11 protein-coding genes are annotated in these 15,414 nt (G+C 54.9%); 8 read left to right on the top strand and 3 right to left on the bottom strand.

Going from position 1 to position 15,414, the window contains the following annotated elements:
• The first annotated feature begins 8 nt into the window (after positions 1 to 8).
• The 3 genes from IPN69_22460 (at position 9) to IPN69_22450 (ending at position 3,153) form a co-directional block, all read left to right on the top strand.
• Positions 9 to 488: a hypothetical protein gene (locus IPN69_22460; GenBank protein ID MBK8813469.1), complete on the top strand. Its 480-nt coding sequence runs from the start codon at positions 9 to 11 to the stop codon at positions 486 to 488.
• Positions 489 to 716: 228 nt separating this feature from the next.
• A complete protein-coding gene (locus tag IPN69_22455) occupies positions 717 to 2,039 on the top strand; it encodes a hypothetical protein (protein MBK8813468.1) in 1,323 nt (440 codons plus the stop codon).
• Positions 2,040 to 2,850: 811 nt separating this feature from the next.
• Positions 2,851 to 3,153: a hypothetical protein gene (locus IPN69_22450; protein MBK8813467.1), complete on the top strand. Its 303-nt coding sequence runs from the start codon at positions 2,851 to 2,853 to the stop codon at positions 3,151 to 3,153.
• Positions 3,154 to 3,623: 470 nt separating this feature from the next.
• On the opposite strand, the gene IPN69_22445 is transcribed toward IPN69_22450, so the two are convergent.
• On the bottom strand, positions 3,624 to 4,850 hold the full coding sequence (locus tag IPN69_22445) for a magnesium transporter (GenBank protein MBK8813466.1): 1,227 nt from the start codon (positions 4,848 to 4,850) through the stop codon (positions 3,624 to 3,626).
• A gap of 70 nt (positions 4,851 to 4,920) precedes the next feature.
• Positions 4,921 to 5,061, bottom strand: a complete 141-nt coding sequence (locus tag IPN69_22440) for a hypothetical protein (GenBank protein MBK8813465.1) — start codon at positions 5,059 to 5,061, stop codon at positions 4,921 to 4,923.
• A gap of 219 nt (positions 5,062 to 5,280) precedes the next feature.
• Here IPN69_22440 and IPN69_22435 point away from each other — a divergent pair, with 219 nt between their 5' ends.
• The 4 genes from IPN69_22435 to rfbD all read left to right on the top strand — a co-directional run bounded on the left by IPN69_22435 (position 5,281) and on the right by rfbD (position 8,723).
• Entirely contained in the window at positions 5,281 to 6,105 is an 825-nt protein-coding gene (locus tag IPN69_22435; protein MBK8813464.1) for a lytic transglycosylase domain-containing protein, read from the top strand.
• 129 nt (positions 6,106 to 6,234) lie between these two features.
• Positions 6,235 to 6,819, top strand: a complete 585-nt coding sequence (locus IPN69_22430; protein ID MBK8813463.1) for a PH domain-containing protein — start codon at positions 6,235 to 6,237, stop codon at positions 6,817 to 6,819.
• 37 nt (positions 6,820 to 6,856) lie between these two features.
• On the top strand, positions 6,857 to 7,873 hold the full coding sequence (gene rfbB / locus IPN69_22425; GenBank protein ID MBK8813462.1) for a dTDP-glucose 4,6-dehydratase: 1,017 nt from the start codon (positions 6,857 to 6,859) through the stop codon (positions 7,871 to 7,873).
• A gap of 7 nt (positions 7,874 to 7,880) precedes the next feature.
• Positions 7,881 to 8,723 (top strand): dTDP-4-dehydrorhamnose reductase, encoded by an 843-nt coding sequence (gene rfbD / locus IPN69_22420; GenBank protein MBK8813461.1) that lies wholly within the window; start codon positions 7,881 to 7,883, stop codon positions 8,721 to 8,723.
• A 125-nt stretch (positions 8,724 to 8,848) separates the two neighbouring features.
• On the opposite strand, the gene IPN69_22415 is transcribed toward rfbD, so the two are convergent.
• On the bottom strand, positions 8,849 to 11,356 hold the full coding sequence (locus tag IPN69_22415; protein ID MBK8813460.1) for a polysaccharide biosynthesis tyrosine autokinase: 2,508 nt from the start codon (positions 11,354 to 11,356) through the stop codon (positions 8,849 to 8,851).
• Between the two features lie 249 nt (positions 11,357 to 11,605).
• On the opposite strand from IPN69_22415, the gene IPN69_22410 reads away from it, so the two are divergent.
• Positions 11,606 to 15,274 (top strand): FAD-dependent oxidoreductase, encoded by a 3,669-nt coding sequence (locus IPN69_22410; GenBank protein ID MBK8813459.1) that lies wholly within the window; start codon positions 11,606 to 11,608, stop codon positions 15,272 to 15,274.
• Positions 15,275 to 15,414: the final 140 nt, after the last annotated feature.

Genomic DNA, 15,414 nt, shown 5'->3' with positions numbered 1-15,414 from the left:
TGTTTACTATGTCGGAAGGCAAACGATTCTATGTCAATACACGGGCCGGCATTGAATATCAGTTTCGTCAGGACGCAGACGGACGATATCTCGACTTGATCCGCCATATTCCGAAAAGCACGGATTCTTCGCTGCGTTGCAACGGTTTTCCGGAATACGACCCGTTGTCGGATCATTACGTCGTCTACGATCGCGAAATAATTCCAAATATCAACAGATGGGATGCGGCCCGAATCTATACTACGAGCGAGGCGTCGAGGCAGAATTCGTATCGCGCATTTATCTTTGTGTATTGCCCTTCAAGACAAAGGCGACTGGGCAATGAAATCATCAAGAAGATAAACAGATTTGTCCGTCGGGCTTACGGAACAATTCCCGAGAACCTGATTATTGCGTTTGGAGGCGTCAGAGCTGAGTGTCAGTTCGAGTCGTTCCTGATTCGCGCCGACCTGCCGGATGTCCGACCGCGGCCAACGCAAAGCCCGTGATGCGTTCGGCCGGCGGCTTGACACGAACTACGACGCCGCGGGACGTCGGGTCAGGATGTTCGACAAACGAAAGGGGAAATTCGGGAATGTGCTGAACATGATTCAGGAACACCATTTCGATTTTGGATTGGGGATTTTGGATTTTGGATTTGCGGTTGACGCAACGAATCGAAGCCAGAAGTGCCGGGAAGCAACCGATTCGTTGGACTGGGAAACCAAATAATTGATATGCGCCCATTGCAGGTGAAATCCGCAATCACAAATCCGAATTCCGAAATCGCCTCGGCGGTCAAGCCGGACGAAACGAAGTGGGAAACGAAGATCTTCGCCGGCGGCGCGGTGATAGCCAAAGAAGGCGCGACGGGGCCGCATTGGATGACTTCCGATCCGGTCACCGGAACGACCGTAACCTGGCGCAAGATCGACAATGACTGGCTGACCTCGGTCGAAGAAACGGAACCGCTCGGTCAGAAGATCTACAATGCCGATCCCGATCCGGTTCCCGATCCGAGTTATGACAACTCGGTCGGCAACGCTGATTTCCCGCAGTGGCAATGCAAGATGCCGTCGAAGTTCTACGGCAACTTCTACGCGATGCCTTGGCATTGCCAGTTTGCCGAGATCAAACGGAGATCGTTCGAAGGCGGTGATTACGTGATCGAGGAACCCGAGACGAATCCCAACAAAGTATCCGGACATACAACGGGATCAGCCGGCCCGGCAACTCCGACCGGGTCAGCCGGTCACGAGGCACGCCATATCATGGCATTCAGCCGCCTGATGAATTTCACGCTCGGCGCAACCCGGAAATCGACCAAAGAGACTGGCGAACACACCGGCGACGATGAAGAAGAGCTTCAAAACATCGGAAATCTAGGGATTTTGAACATCAAGGCCGATCCGGAACCGCTTGAAACGGAATGGGTGGAACCTGACACCGCATTTTCTAGTGTTACTATTGCCTTCAATGGACTTCAAGATGCACGAAACCAGCTAGTTGGAACTCTTGGTAATGGTGAATGTGCGTCCAAGCTTGATGCTGTATTGAGTAACCTGAAACTGAGCGATGAAAATCTAAAAAAGGCCCTCGGTGTCCAGAATTCATTGAGGGCGAAATCCATCTTGGATTTGTTCGACGCAATTGCGGGTCAAAAGCGAGGCGGCTTCTCGTTCGACTTGGACGAAACCGGGTTTGCGGCGCTCGTTGACAAAATCGACCCCGGAACCGAGTTCCCGGCAGGAGGAGGCGGATCAACTCACGCTTCGTATGACAAGGGCAGCAATTTCTTGATCAATGCGTTCATGTATGTCGGTGTTTATCCGCGGACATTCACTGAGGGCACTCCACGAAGAATTCAACAGGCGAGGCGAGCCCTGTTGGGTATCCTAATACACGAACTGTTGCATGCTGCGGGGACGAATCGCTATTTCGACCACGTTGAGATGGATGCTGCGGCGAAGATAGTCGATCCTTCGGTTTCCGGTCTTGAACGACTTGTTGCAAAGTACTGTGAGGTTGGTACATATGTTGAGAAATTCGATAACCGATAAAGTAATGAGGTTGGTACATATGTTGAGAAATTCGATAACCGATAAAGTAATGTTGTCGCTAATCGTCTTTGCCGTAAGCGCATTTTGCCTGTTTTCAAACTCATTTGCACAGGCTCCCGCTGAAGTCTTTCCTGGAATCGTTCCGCTTATTTCAACTCGGGAAGAGATCGCCCGCAAATTTGCATTGCCGGGGGTTCCGTCAGCGGATGCCGTGTTTGAGACATCAAAGTCCGTAATCAAAGCAACATTCGCGACCGGACCGTGTGATGAGTACGGATGGAACGTGCCGACCGGGACACTCGTGTTGCTCAAGATCTACCCAAGAGAGATCACTTACTTTGATCCGTCGGGTGACAAGCAATTTGAATCTTTCGGACTGGACTCGAGCAAGTACTTTATTAACCGAAGCACCGGACTCGATTACGAAATGCGGTACGAATTCGAAAACCCCGGATTCATGCCGTGCGGATTGTTCCGAGATCAGGCGAAGCGAGTCTACGTTGTCCGGGTTTTCCCAAATACGATCCGGCCGCAGATCACTATTATCCTTATCAGAGTGGAGAAGTTTCTCGACCGGATCGCTGGAATCCGGACGCCCTTTACCTGTCGTTAGCGTATACGCGTGAATCGAGACCGCGACAAGTTTTCATTTTTGTATATGCGCCGAAATCGGATCGGGCCGCAGCAGATCGATTGGTTGAAGAGACGAAAAACTATCTCAAGGGCCAGAACGGAATCGATAAGAATCTGGTGACGATCATATTCGGCGGCATTCGATGCAAACTTGAGTTTGAGACATTTGCCGTCCCGGTTGGCTATCCACCGGCACAGCCTCGTCCACGCCCGTTCTGCAGTTAAGGTTGCGGTCAAAGCAACCGTCTCAAATCCTGGATTGATGGGCGTCGAATCGAATGGGCTCGGTCCCAACGGGAATTGCTGGCGGTACGGAAAACTTCTTAGGGCTGAAGACGCCCTCAACGAAGCAATGCATCAAGCCGGAGCGTTTGCGTTTGACGATCGTGACCTCGCCCGTGCGTATTCGAAAGCGAAGAAGATCGACGCTCCAGATTACGGATGGAAGACTAAAGCAGATGTCGAGACAAGAAAAAAGTAGTGTGCGGCAAAGCGAAAGAAACGAGTACGGCCGTTTGTTGAACACCGCGACATTATGATGTTGCAAGGGTCGAACAATCAACGACTTACCTTCGACCCCTTCAGGGTCGGCCTCTCATCTGACTAAAATCCTGGGGTCACGCTTCGCTCACCCCAGGCTATTATCTGATTCGCTTTCAGCGAATTTATCGACTTTTCAGACAGCCTCAACACCGTTTCGATTTTGGATTTGCGATCGGGGATATCGGGGATTTTGGATTTGCGGTTGATGCGAAGCATCGAAGCCCGAAGTGCCGGGAAGCAACCGATTCGTTGCACTCGGAAACCAAACACTTGATGATGCGTGAATCGCTGACAAAATCCGCAATCACAAATCCGAAATCCGAAATCGCCGACCGTGCCGGAATCTGCTCCCGACGCGCGGTCCAGCAGGTTTTTCAAAGTTCCCAAATCGCAAATCCCAAATCGCTATTACCCAAACACTCTCGGCAGTCTTCGTTCCAGGTTCTTGGGCAACAGGATTTCCATCGCGTCGTCGACGGTGACGATTCCGGCGATGTCGCCTTCGTCATCGATCACGGGCAGAGCGAGAAGATTGTATTCCGCGATGGTTTGCGCTACTTCTTCGGCATCATCGTTGGGATGCGCGAACTGAAACTGGTCGCGCATCACGTCCGACAGAGGCAAAGTCGGGTCGGCTAGGATAAGACCGCGGAGCGTGATCAGGCCGCATAATTTCCAAGAGTTCTCTTCCTCGACGACATAGAGGTAATAGATCATATTCGGCGTTTCAGCCATCTCGCGCAAACGCGCGATCGCCTGTGCAACCGTGAGATTTTTGGGGAACGCGACGAACTCGGTCGTCATCAGCCCGCCGGCCGTGTCGTGCGCGAACGACATCAGTTCGGCGACATCGGCCTTTTCCTCGCCTTCCATAAGATCGAAGAGTTCCTGCGCTTTCTCGTCGTTCATCTCGCCGAGCACGTCGACCGCGTCGTCGGGCGACATTTCTTCGAGAATGTCGGCGGCGCGTTCCTTTTCCATCTCTTCGAGGATTCGCGCCTGATTTTCGGTCGACATCTCTTCGAGGATATCGGCCGCGATCTCATCATCGAGCGATTCGACGATCTCGGTGCGGTGGACCGGCGAGAGCGCCTCGGCGAGCTGCGCGATCTCGACCGGATGAAGCCTCGAAAGCTTGTCCTTCGACGACTTCAGTTTGACGGTTGCGGAGGCTGAATCGGTCGCGAGGTATCCGACGTCGGCCCAATCGATGACCTCGACGACTTTCGAACTGCCGTAGAATCCTTTCGGCATCAAACGGCGCAGAAATCCCTGGAGCGAGACGTCGGCACCGCTGACGCGCCACGCTTGCCCAACCTGAATTATCTGGACGTCGTTGACGCGGACGACGCGTTTGCCGTCAACGTCGATCAATTGGTTGTCGAGGACGTCCTTGTTGAGCAAAACCTCGCCGGTGCGGCGCGTGAACGGGCGCAGATCAAGCATTCCGGAGTTCATCTTGGCGCCGTGCTCACCCATCGTCGAGATATTGGCGCGCGGCATAAAAAAGAGCCGGCGGCGATAGCGCGCGACCAATCCGATGACCGGCGGATAATCTTCCTCGCCGTATCGCACGATCACATCACGAACGGTCGCGATGCGCTCGCCTCCGGCGTCGAAAATTGGTCGACCCAAGATTTGGGACAGATAAAGCATCAACTAAAATATATTCGATTTGGCCAAAAAAGCGGAACTCTCGGTGAGTCTATCGGAAAAAGAAGCTTCCGAACAGAAAAAAAGCCAGCAACAACAGGACGACACCGATGATCAGGAAGTCGTTCTTTCCTTCGATGACGAAGAGACGACTACTCGACGTCTCGGACGGTTTAGGGGTCTTCTTCAGCATTTTGAATCAGTTGGAATTAGATTGTCATTAACATACATTCAATTCCGTTGAATTTGCAAATAAATCAAAGATTTCTGGGAAAAAGAAATTTGATTAACAATGCAAAAAGATGTGGAACATTGATAGCATTCTCAATTTCTATTAGATATGGGCACTCGGTGAGCCGAACCGCCCGGAAGACGCGCCTCAGATTGCCAACCCCAAGGTACAAGAAAACATATGAAGAATCCCCTGCCATTCCTGCTTGCGATTTCACTTCTCTCAATTTCCACCTTTGCGCAAACGCGCTCAAGAGTTTTCGATAATTTCGATGTTTCGGGCGGAATCACGATCGTCTCGCCGACGGCGGCCCAAACACCGGCGGTCAAGTCCAAAACCAAAAGCCTTGTAAAGAAGACCTCCAAGGCGACGATGAGCGTTCAGGACGGACTCGGATCGACAATCGTTCCAAACAGCGTGAAACTCGTGATGGGAAACGCCGCGGGAATGAACGGCTTTACGACCGGAAATGCGCAGTACGATTCGTACATCGTTGAATCGTCACGCCGCCACAATATCGACCCGCTCCTTATCTATTCGCAGATGCATCAGGAATCGTCGTTCAAACTCCGCGCCACGTCGTACAAAGGCGCGAGCGGTCTGATGCAGTTGATGCCCGCGACCGCGCGGCGCTTCGGGGTCACGGACATATACGATCCGAAACAGAACATCGATGCCGGCGTCCGATATATGCGCTGGCTTCTGAATACTTTCGGCGGCGATGTTGTTTTGGCGCTCGCGGGCTACAACGCCGGCGAGGGGGCCGTTTGGAAATATGGCAATCAAGTGCCGCCGTACCGCGAGACCCAAGAGTATGTTCGCCGGATCACCGCGCGTTACAATTCGATCTCGAATCCGAGCTATATTCGTTCATCCGTCAAGAAGGTCTCAAGCCAGCAGGCGGTCAAGCTTGAAAAGAAGGAAAACAAACCGCTCACGGTGTATGAGCCCGACGCGCTCGCGATCCGGCTCCCGGACGGCCGTATGAGATTGGTGAATCAATAGATCTCCAAAACGCTTCTTCTCCTCTAGTCTGAAAAAGACTTGCGGCCGGATCGGTTCCGGCCGCTTTTTTGTATACGAAGCACGACTGGGGTATCATTGGCGAAGAATTTTCGGGAATGGTAGCAATCTATGTTTTGCATCAAATGCGGCAAGGAAAACTCGGACGACGCGGTCTTTTGTCAGAAATGCGGAACGAAGTTCGAGACGGACGAGGAAACGCGAGTCGCGGCAAAGGCGGGCGGTGACGCCGTTCGGATCGAGATCGAGGAGTCGGATATCTTCTCGATCAGTCCGACGCAGAAGTTCGTCAAGATCGGTTACGTGCTGGCGGCGATCGGCGCCCTGCTTTTGGTCGCATTTCTGAGCATTTTTCTGCCTGCCATTCCGTGGTGGGTCCTGGTGCCGCTCGGACTTGCGATCTTTCTCATCCCGGCGTTCTATCATTTCCGAAACAAGATGATCCGCTATACGTTGACGGATTCGAAGATCGAGATCGACGAAGGCTTCATCTTCCAAAATTCGAGAAGCGTCCCGCTTCGCTCGATTCAGGACGTTTCAGTGTCTTCAACCATCTCGCAAAGGATGTTGGGATTCGGGAACCTCGTGATCGACAATGCAAGTGAGGATGGCGGGAAGATCATCCTGAAGAACATCGATACTCCGAAGAAATATGCGGATATTCTGCTCCGCGAGATGCGTCTGCTAGACAAGTAACGCCTGGCGGATAAAGGCGGCCGGCGCGATCATTCATATGTCCACAATCTTCGTTACCGGCGGCGCCGGATTTATCGGTTCCGCCTTCATACATCTCGTCCTTCGGGAGAATCCGGAAGTCAGGGTGGTCAACTTCGACGCGTTGACCTACGCCGGCAACCTCGAGAATCTCAAGGACGTCGACAGCTCGCGCCACAACTTCGTCAAAGGAAACATCTGCGACAAGGATGCCGTGCTCGGCGCGTTGCCGGACGGCGTGGACGCGATCTTCAATTTCGCGGCGGAGTCTCACGTCGACCGCTCGATCAGTTCCGCGGGCGAGTTCGTAATGACGAACGTCTTCGGCACGCAGGTCTTGCTCGATTGCGCCCGGGCGCGCAACGTTCGTCGGTTCGTTCAGGTTTCGACCGACGAGGTTATGGGCAGCCTCCCCGAAAACGACAGCGCGTTTTTCGTCGAGGAATCGCCGCTAGAGCCTAATTCGCCGTACGCCGCGTCAAAGGCGGCCGCGGAACATTTCGTTCGTGCGGCGCGCGAGACTTTCGGACTTGACACAGTCATCACGCGTTGCGGAAACAATTACGGCCCGCGTCAGTTTCCCGAGAAGCTCATTCCGCTGATGATCTCCAACGCGCTGCGCGACGAACCGCTCCCGGTTTACGGCGATGGCCGCAACGTTCGTGACTGGATCTATGTCGACGACCACGCGCGAGCGATCTGGCTGGCTTACACAAACGGACATTCGGGCGCGCACTACAATATCGGAGCCCGAAATGAACGCCGCAACATCGAGGTCGTGACGGCGATTCTCGACACCCTCGGAAAGCCGCATTCACTGATCAAATACGTCACCGATCGCCTCGGTCACGATCGCCGTTACGCGATCGAGGCGTCGCGCGCCGAAACCGAACTCGGCTGGAACCCGCAAATGACCTGGGAGGAAGGTCTGAGAACGACCGTCGACTGGTACCTCGCAAACGAAGATTGGGTCAATAACATTCGCAACGGCGCTTATCGCGAATACTACCGCAAGATGTACGGACACCTCGTTTAGGCTTTCTATGAAGATCCTGATCACCGGCGCAAACGGAATGGTCGCGCGCGCGACGGCCCAGTACTGCAAGTCCATCGGCGACAGCGTGACCGCGTTGACGCGAAACGAGCTCGACATTTCGGCGTTGGGCCAGGTGTCGGATCTGGTCGGATCGTTGCGTCCGGACGCGATCATCAACTGCGCCGCCTATACCGACGTTGACGGTTCCGAAACGCAGGTCGAACGCTGTTTCGCCGCCAACTCGACCGGCGTCGCAAATCTTGCGCTCGCGGCGCGACAGGTCGACGCGCGGTTCGTGACGATCTCGACCGACTACGTTTTTGACGGTGAAAAGGACGGATTCTACACCCAGCGCGAGACGCCAAACCCTTTGGGAGCATATGCGCGGGCCAAGCTTGAAGGCGAAAACCGGGCGCGCGATTCATACGCCCGTTCGATCATCGTTCGGACGGGCTGGATCTATGGCAATGGCGGAACGAACTTCCTTAGCGTGATGGCCGATCTGCTGGGACAAGGCAAGTCGATCAAGGCGATCTATGACTCGTTCGGAACGCCGACGTATTCGGTCGATCTCGCGCGGCGGCTTCGCGAACTCGCCGAACTCGATATGCCTTGCGTGTTTCACGTCACAAACTCCGGTGACGGGACGAGTTATGCCGGATTCGCCGAGAAGGTCTGTGATTTGATGGGCTACGACCGGAAATTGCTCGAGCCGGCGGCTGCCGAAACTTTGAAACGTCCCGCCCCGCGGCCGCCGAACTGTAGACTCACGTGTCTTTTCAGCGAGCAGTTTGGTCTCGCGCCGCTCCCGGACTGGGAAGATGCGCTTAAAAGATTTCTGATTGGTTGAATTGAACCACGAAGCGCGCGAAGGCACACGAAGAAAGAAGAAGCTTCGTGTGCTGCGCTTCGTGGTTTCAAGAAATGCCGGTTGATCGAACAGGGTTACCCAATGGGTGACCCTGTAAGCACGACTTATTTCTCGGCCCGCTCATTCTGCACGGGCGCTTCGAGATCTTCCAAAAACGGCGTCGAATCGTCGTTGTGCGCGGTGTAATAGCTGTACGTTTGGCCGTAGCCGTAATAACCGTACTCGACCGAGTCCGCCTTGATGCCGTTCAAAACAACTCCGTAAATTCGCGTTCCGAGGTTCGCCAGCCGTTGTTTGAAGCGCCGCATCAGATGGATCGAACTCTTTCCGGCCATCGCGACGAGGATCACGCCATCGACCAGCGTCGCAAGGATCGCCGCGTCCGTAAACGAGATCGCGGGCGGCGAGTCGATGATGACGTGCTTGAAGTTGCCACGCAGAAACTGCAGCAGATTTCGCATCTCGTTCGAACTCAGGAGTTCAGCCGGGTTCGGCGGAATCGGCCCGCTCGTGATGATCTTGAGTTTCGGCAGACTCGCGTAGTTTCGCAACAGGGCTTCGGGGTTCTTTTCGCCCGAAAGATAGTTCGTCAAACCGCTCGAATTCGGCAGGTCGAAATGACTGTGGAGACGCGGACGCCGCAAGTCGCAGTCGATAAGGACGACTTCCGCTCCGGCTTGCGCGAGCGTGATCGCCGTGTTGATCGCCGTCGTTGTCTTTCCTTCAGCCGGTTGCGAAGAGGTAACGAGCATCGTCTGCGGCGGCTTGCCGGCGGACGAAAAGAGAAGCGAGGTGCGCAAATGCCGATACGATTCGGCCATCGCGGACCGCGTGTCCTCGAGCGTGATCAATGCCGTCGAAGCGATCCCGTTCGATTTGGCGGCCATCGCGAGCCGTCGTTTGTCCGGAGCCTGATGCGGGATCAGCGCCAGCGTCGGAAGTCCGAGATGCCGTCCGATATCGTCGGACGTCCGGATCGAGTCGTCGAGATAATCAAGCAGGAACGCGAGTCCGACCCCGGCCGCGAGAGAGACCAGGAAAGCGACCAAAATGTTTCGGTTGCGCTGCGGACCGATCGGCTGCGTCGGCCGAATCGCTTCGCCGGTGATCTTGATATTGTCAGGCCGGCTGCTGCTGAGAGCCAGTTCCTGTTCTTTCTGGCGCTGCGTATAGGTGTCGAGAAGGCTGCGATTGGTTTCGATCTCGCGTTTGAGAGTCGTCAAGCGCGTTTCGGCCTGGCCCTCGATGTTCGCTTTTTGTTCTTCCTGTTTGTAACCTTCGTAGAGTTGTCCTTCGCGCCGGATGAGGGTCTGCAACTGCGCTTCGAGTCCAGAAACCACTTCCTTCTCGGCATTCCGGACGAGTTTTGTTCCCTCGTCGTCGATCTTTTTCGAGATCTCTTTCTGAAGGTTCGTCTTTTGTTCTTCGAGCTTCGCGATCCGCGCCGTGACTTCCTTTACCTTCGAGTATTCTTCGGTGTACTTCTCAAGCAGCGCGGCGCGTTCTTCCTCGCCTTCCTTGACCTTCTTGTCGAGATCCTCGATTCGCTTTTCAAGGTCCGCCTGCCGTTTCAGGTTCTGCTCGCGCGCGGCGAGAATAGCCTTGTTGTCCGGTACGACCGCGAGGATTCCGCCCTTGCCGTCGGCCGCCTTCTTTGCCGAGCCGTATTGAGCCTCGATCTTCAAACGCTCATTTCGGGCTTCCTGATACTGTGTGTAGAGAGTCTGAAGCGCGTTGTTTCGAAAATCTCCGCCCTTATCCTGGAGCGGCAAATTGTTTCCCTGCAAAAGACTGATCAGTTCGGCTTCCTGATTGCCGATCCCGGTTTTGAGCTCGTCGATCGACTTCCTCAGTTCCTCGTAGGCGTTCTTTGAGCCCTGTGTTTCAAGTTCTTCGTCGTTCTTGATGAAGACCTTCGCCAGCATATCCGTTACCTTCGGAGCGACGTCCGGATTCGTGCTCTGGAGCGTCAGCGTCACGAGATTCGTGCGGTCGACCGGATCGACGCGAAGGTTTCCGAGGAAGGTTCCCGAGTACTGGTCGGCGAGAGCACGTTCGGCGGGCGTCAAAACCACCTTGCTGTCGATATTCGAAGAAGAATCGGACAACACCGGCAGCGAACTCTGGCCGTCCGTCTTCGGCTTGTCGCCGCCGAATAGGGATTTCACCGAATTGAGAAAGCCGCGGTTCTGATCGGCGAACAGATTCGGGTCGCGATGCAGTCCGAGTCCGACGACGACCTGGCGCATCAGATCCGGGCTCTGCAAAAGCTGCAACTGGGTGTTCGAATAGTTGGCGTCGTTGCCGAAATTGATGTTGATCGCATCCTTCTGCTGAACCTTGGGCTTTCGCGGCTCGATAACCATCGTCGTCGTCGCGGAATAGATCGACGGCTGGCGATACATATAGAACGCGGCACCCGCCGTGACGAGGATCGAAAGAGCCAGAATCAGCGGCAGCCGTTTGTAAATGACGTTGAAATATTCGCGGATCGAACGTCGATCCTCAAAGTTCTCGTCATCGTAAAACGGCGAGTACGAAGCCGGATAGTCGTCTTGTTTCGTAACCTGTAAATTTGTCGGCAAGGGCAATAAACGCTCGTCCTTTTCCATATCTGATCTGCAAACTCCGTCTGGTTCTAACCTTTTGACAAAACTATTTTATAGCACATAAATCGCCACGATTCGCACCGAAACAATCGGAACTGCTAAAAAATCGAAGGGTGGAACGACGTTTCGAGGTCGGTTCGCCACGTCGGCGTTTTGTCCCCACCAAGGCGCAAATGCTATATTTAACCTTTTGGATTCACTTAATGTATATCAGGTTAAGAAGCTTATATGACCCCCGTTTCCGATAAAGAGATGTTGAACAACAATGATTTTGACCTTGGGATCGAAGGATTTCGATTTTCCGATCTTTTCGACGCCGGTCGGCTGAAAGATCTCGCCGACGCCTTTTACGCGGAGGTCGCAGACCGTGAACCGGTGCTCCACGAAGCGCTCGTCAACTACATAAGCGCTCGCGGTGAGGGCATCGAAAAGCGCGCCGCGTCGAACATTTTGACCGATGCCGCGCCGCATCTGTCGGAGTTTGTCGCCAGGCTTTTCGGCATCGAACGCGAGCGCGACCAGTTTCAGCGGACGATCCTACGCCAGAGTCCGATCTGGCAATACAAGTTCTTCGTCCAACGCCGCGCAGCGAAGAAGTATGGCGCCGATAAAGTCGCGGAACTCGCGGCGAACGACCTGACCCAGGCGATCCGGGAACTTCAGTTCGCGGCTTTTGACGAAACCATCCCGTTCGACGAAGAACTGGCGGTCGCGACGATGACCGCAAAACTGGCCGATGCCGAAGAGGAACTGACGAAAGACGTCGAAGCCTCTCAAAAAACGCGCGAGACGATTGCGAAGATCGGCGACGCGTATCGCAAACTCGAACAGAAAACGTTTGGCAAGATTTTCGAAAAGAACATTCTCGAGATCGAAGGCTCCGGGGATTTGCTGCAGATCAAAGCCGCGCTTCAGATCCTCGAACAGTGGTCCGCGATCCAGTTTCACGGCAAAACGCGGAAATGGTACTCATTCAAAACGCCGCATCCGATCGACTATCAGAATCTCGTTCATCTGCATCGGCCGGATCAAAAACTGCACAGCATTATGCGCGGCCACGATGCGAATCTGCGCCGCCGCGACGGATTCAAACTCACGGACCACCGCGGGACGCAGCGCGATGCCTTGGCCGAGATCGATTATTGCCTGATCTGCCACGAACGCGACAAGGACAGCTGCTCGACAGGTCTGCGTGAGAAAGACGGCGCGCCGAAGCGCAACCCGCTCGGCATCAAGACCGAGGGTTGCCCGCTCGACGAGAAGATATCGGAAATGCATTTGATGAAAAAGCAGGGCGATTCGATCGCCTCGCTCGCGTTGGTGACGATCGACAACCCGATGTGCGCCGGAACCGGTCACCGCATCTGCAACGACTGTATGAAGGGCTGCATTTTCCAGAAGCAGGAGCCGGTGAACATTCCGCTTGCCGAGACCGCGAGTCTGACCGACGTGTTGAATCTTCCATACGGTTTTGAGATCTACAATCTGCTGACGCGCTGGAATCCGCTCAACGCAAAGCAGCCGTATCAGTTGCCCTACAACGGCAAGAACGTGCTTGTCGTCGGGCTCGGGCCGGCAGGCTACACGTTGGCACATTATCTTCTGAACGAAGGATTCGGCGTCATCGGCGTTGACGGTCTGAAGATCGAGCCGCTTCCGGATTCGTGGACCGGAAATCTTGGCAAGGCGACGCCGAAGCCGATCAAGGATCTTTCGGAGATCACGGACGAACTTGATGAACGCGTTCTCTCCGGGTTCGGCGGGGTTTCCGAATACGGCATCACCGTTCGCTGGGACAAGAACTTCCTGACGATGATGCAGCTGATGCTCTTCCGCCGCAAGCGTTTTCGAGCCTTCGGCGGCGTGCGTTTCGGCGGCACGCTGACGATCGAGGACGCGTGGGAATTCGGCTTTGACCATATCGCGATCGCGACCGGGGCCGGTCGTCCGACGATCGTCCCGATGAAGAACAATTTGATCCGCGGAATCCGCAAGGCGAGCGATTTTCTGATGGCGCTGCAACTGACCGGCGCTTTCAAAAAAGACACGCTTTCGAATTTGCAGGTCCGCCTTCCGGCGGTGGTCATCGGCGGCGGACTGACCGGAATCGACACGGCGACGGAGTTGATGGCGTATTATCCCGTCCAAGTTGAAAAGATGCTCGCGTACTTCGAAGATATCGCGGCGGAGATCGGCGAAGAAGGCGCTTGGAAAGCTTTCGACGAGGAAGAAAAGAAGGTTATGGGCGAGTTTCTCGTCCACGGAAAAGCGATCCGCGAAGAGCGAAAACGTGCAGCCGAGGCCGGCGAAGAGCCGAATTTTGTGCCGCTCCTCGAAAAATGGGGCGGCGTCGCGCTCGTTTATCGCAAACGCCTGCAGGATTCGCCCGCCTATCGTCTGAACCACGAGGAAATCCAGAAAGCATTCGAAGAGGGAATCAGTATCATTGAATTGATGTCGCCGACCGAGGCGGTTCCCGATGAGTATGGCGCGATTCGCGCGCTGGTGTTCGAAAAACAAAACTACGATGCGGAGACCGGCAAGTTCTCGCGCGCCGGAGAGTTTGTCACGCTCCCGGCGCGGACCGTCTGCGTTGCCGCCGGAACCTCGCCGAACGTCATTTACGAAAAGGAAAAACCGGGAACTTTCAAGCTCGACGAATGGCGCCAGTTTTTTCAGCCGTTCAAACTCGAAAGGAACGGCGACGGGAAATTTCACGCCGTCGAGGCGACCAGGGACGAAACCGGATTCTTCACTTCGTACGAACGCGATGGAAAGTTCATCTCGTATTACGGCGACAATCATCCCAAGTACGCCGGAAACGTCGTCAAGGCGATGGCGTCAGCCAAGTTCGGCTACGAAAAGGTCGTCGAACTCTTCGCCGACGAAATCAAGGCGCTCTCGCAAAACGACAGGGATTCGATCTTCGACAAACTCGAAGCGACGCTCGACGAACAGCTCAAGGCTTACGTCGTGAAGGTCGAACGGCTGACGCCGACGATCGTCGATGTCATCGTCAAAGCTCCGCTTCAGGCGCGAAAATTCGAGCCCGGCCAGTTCTATCGCTTGCAGAATTACGAAACGACGGCGCCGGTCATCAACGGCAAGCGTCTAATGATGGAAGGCCTCGCGCTGACCGGCGCGTGGACGGACAAGGAAAAAGGCCTTCTTTCGATGATCGTCCTCGAAATGGGAACCTCGTCGCGTCTTTGCGCGCTGCTCAAAGAAGGCGAGGAAGTGGTCGTGATGGGACCGACCGGAACTCCGACCGAGATCCCTGAGAACGAAACGGTGATGCTCGCCGGCGGCGGACTCGGAAACGCCGTGCTCTTTTCGATCGCCAAGGCGATGCGCGAGAAGAACAACAAGGTGATCTATTTCGCCGGCTACAAGAACGGCGCCGATATGTACAAGCGGGAAGAGATCGAGAAAGCGACCGACCAGGTCATCTGGGCGACCGACGCCGGCGTCGAGATCGAACCGCAACGGCCGCACGACGCGCATTTCCGCGGGAACATCGTGCAGGCGATGGTCGCTTATGCGGAAGGCAAGCTCGGGACGAAAACAGTCGAATTGAGCGATGTCGACCGCATCATCGCGATCGGTTCGGACCGGATGATGAACGGCGTCAAGGAGGCGAGATTCAACGCGTTGATGCCGTATCTGAAGGAAAAACACACGGCCATCGGTTCGATCAACTCGCCGATGCAATGCATGATGAAGGAAGTCTGCGCGCAGTGCCTGCAGCGACACGTCAACCCGCATACCGGCGAAGAGTTTTTCGTGTTTTCGTGTTTCAATCAGGATCAAGACCTCGATTTCGTCGATTTCAAGAACCTGAACGATCGTCTGCGGGCGAATTCGATTCAGGAGAAACTGACGAATATGTGGTTTGATGTTTCAGTGAGCGGTGAGCGGTGAGCAGTAGGCAGTAAGCAGTGAGCGGTGAGCGGTGAGCGGTGAGCGGTGAACGGTGAGCGGTGAGCGGTGAGCGGTGAGCGGTGAGCGGTGAGCGGTGAGCGGTGAGCGGTGAGCGGTGAGCGGTGAGCGGTGAACGGTGA

The organism is Acidobacteriota bacterium, from assembly GCA_016715115.1.
Classification (GTDB): Bacteria; Acidobacteriota; Blastocatellia; order Pyrinomonadales; family Pyrinomonadaceae; genus JAFDVJ01.
Note: the sequence above shows the minus strand (reverse complement) of the source record. Positions and strands in the feature narration are given on the sequence as shown.

Bases quoted from the DNA above. Each gene is read 5' to 3' on its own strand.
- IPN69_22460 (MBK8813469.1), top strand. From the start codon at position 9: ATGTCGGAAGGCAAACGATTCTATGTCAATACACGGGCCGGCATTGAA.
- IPN69_22455 (MBK8813468.1), top strand. From the start codon at position 717: ATGCGCCCATTGCAGGTGAAATCCGCAATCACAAATCCGAATTCCGAA.
- IPN69_22440 (MBK8813465.1), bottom strand. From the start codon at position 5,061: ATGCTGAAGAAGACCCCTAAACCGTCCGAGACGTCGAGTAGTCGTCTC.
- IPN69_22435 (MBK8813464.1), top strand. From the start codon at position 5,281: ATGAAGAATCCCCTGCCATTCCTGCTTGCGATTTCACTTCTCTCAATT.
- IPN69_22430 (MBK8813463.1), top strand. From the start codon at position 6,235: ATGTTTTGCATCAAATGCGGCAAGGAAAACTCGGACGACGCGGTCTTT.
- rfbB (MBK8813462.1), top strand. From the start codon at position 6,857: ATGTCCACAATCTTCGTTACCGGCGGCGCCGGATTTATCGGTTCCGCC.
- rfbD (MBK8813461.1), top strand. From the start codon at position 7,881: ATGAAGATCCTGATCACCGGCGCAAACGGAATGGTCGCGCGCGCGACG.
- IPN69_22415 (MBK8813460.1), bottom strand. From the start codon at position 11,356: ATGGAAAAGGACGAGCGTTTATTGCCCTTGCCGACAAATTTACAGGTT.
- IPN69_22410 (MBK8813459.1), top strand. From the start codon at position 11,606: ATGTTGAACAACAATGATTTTGACCTTGGGATCGAAGGATTTCGATTT.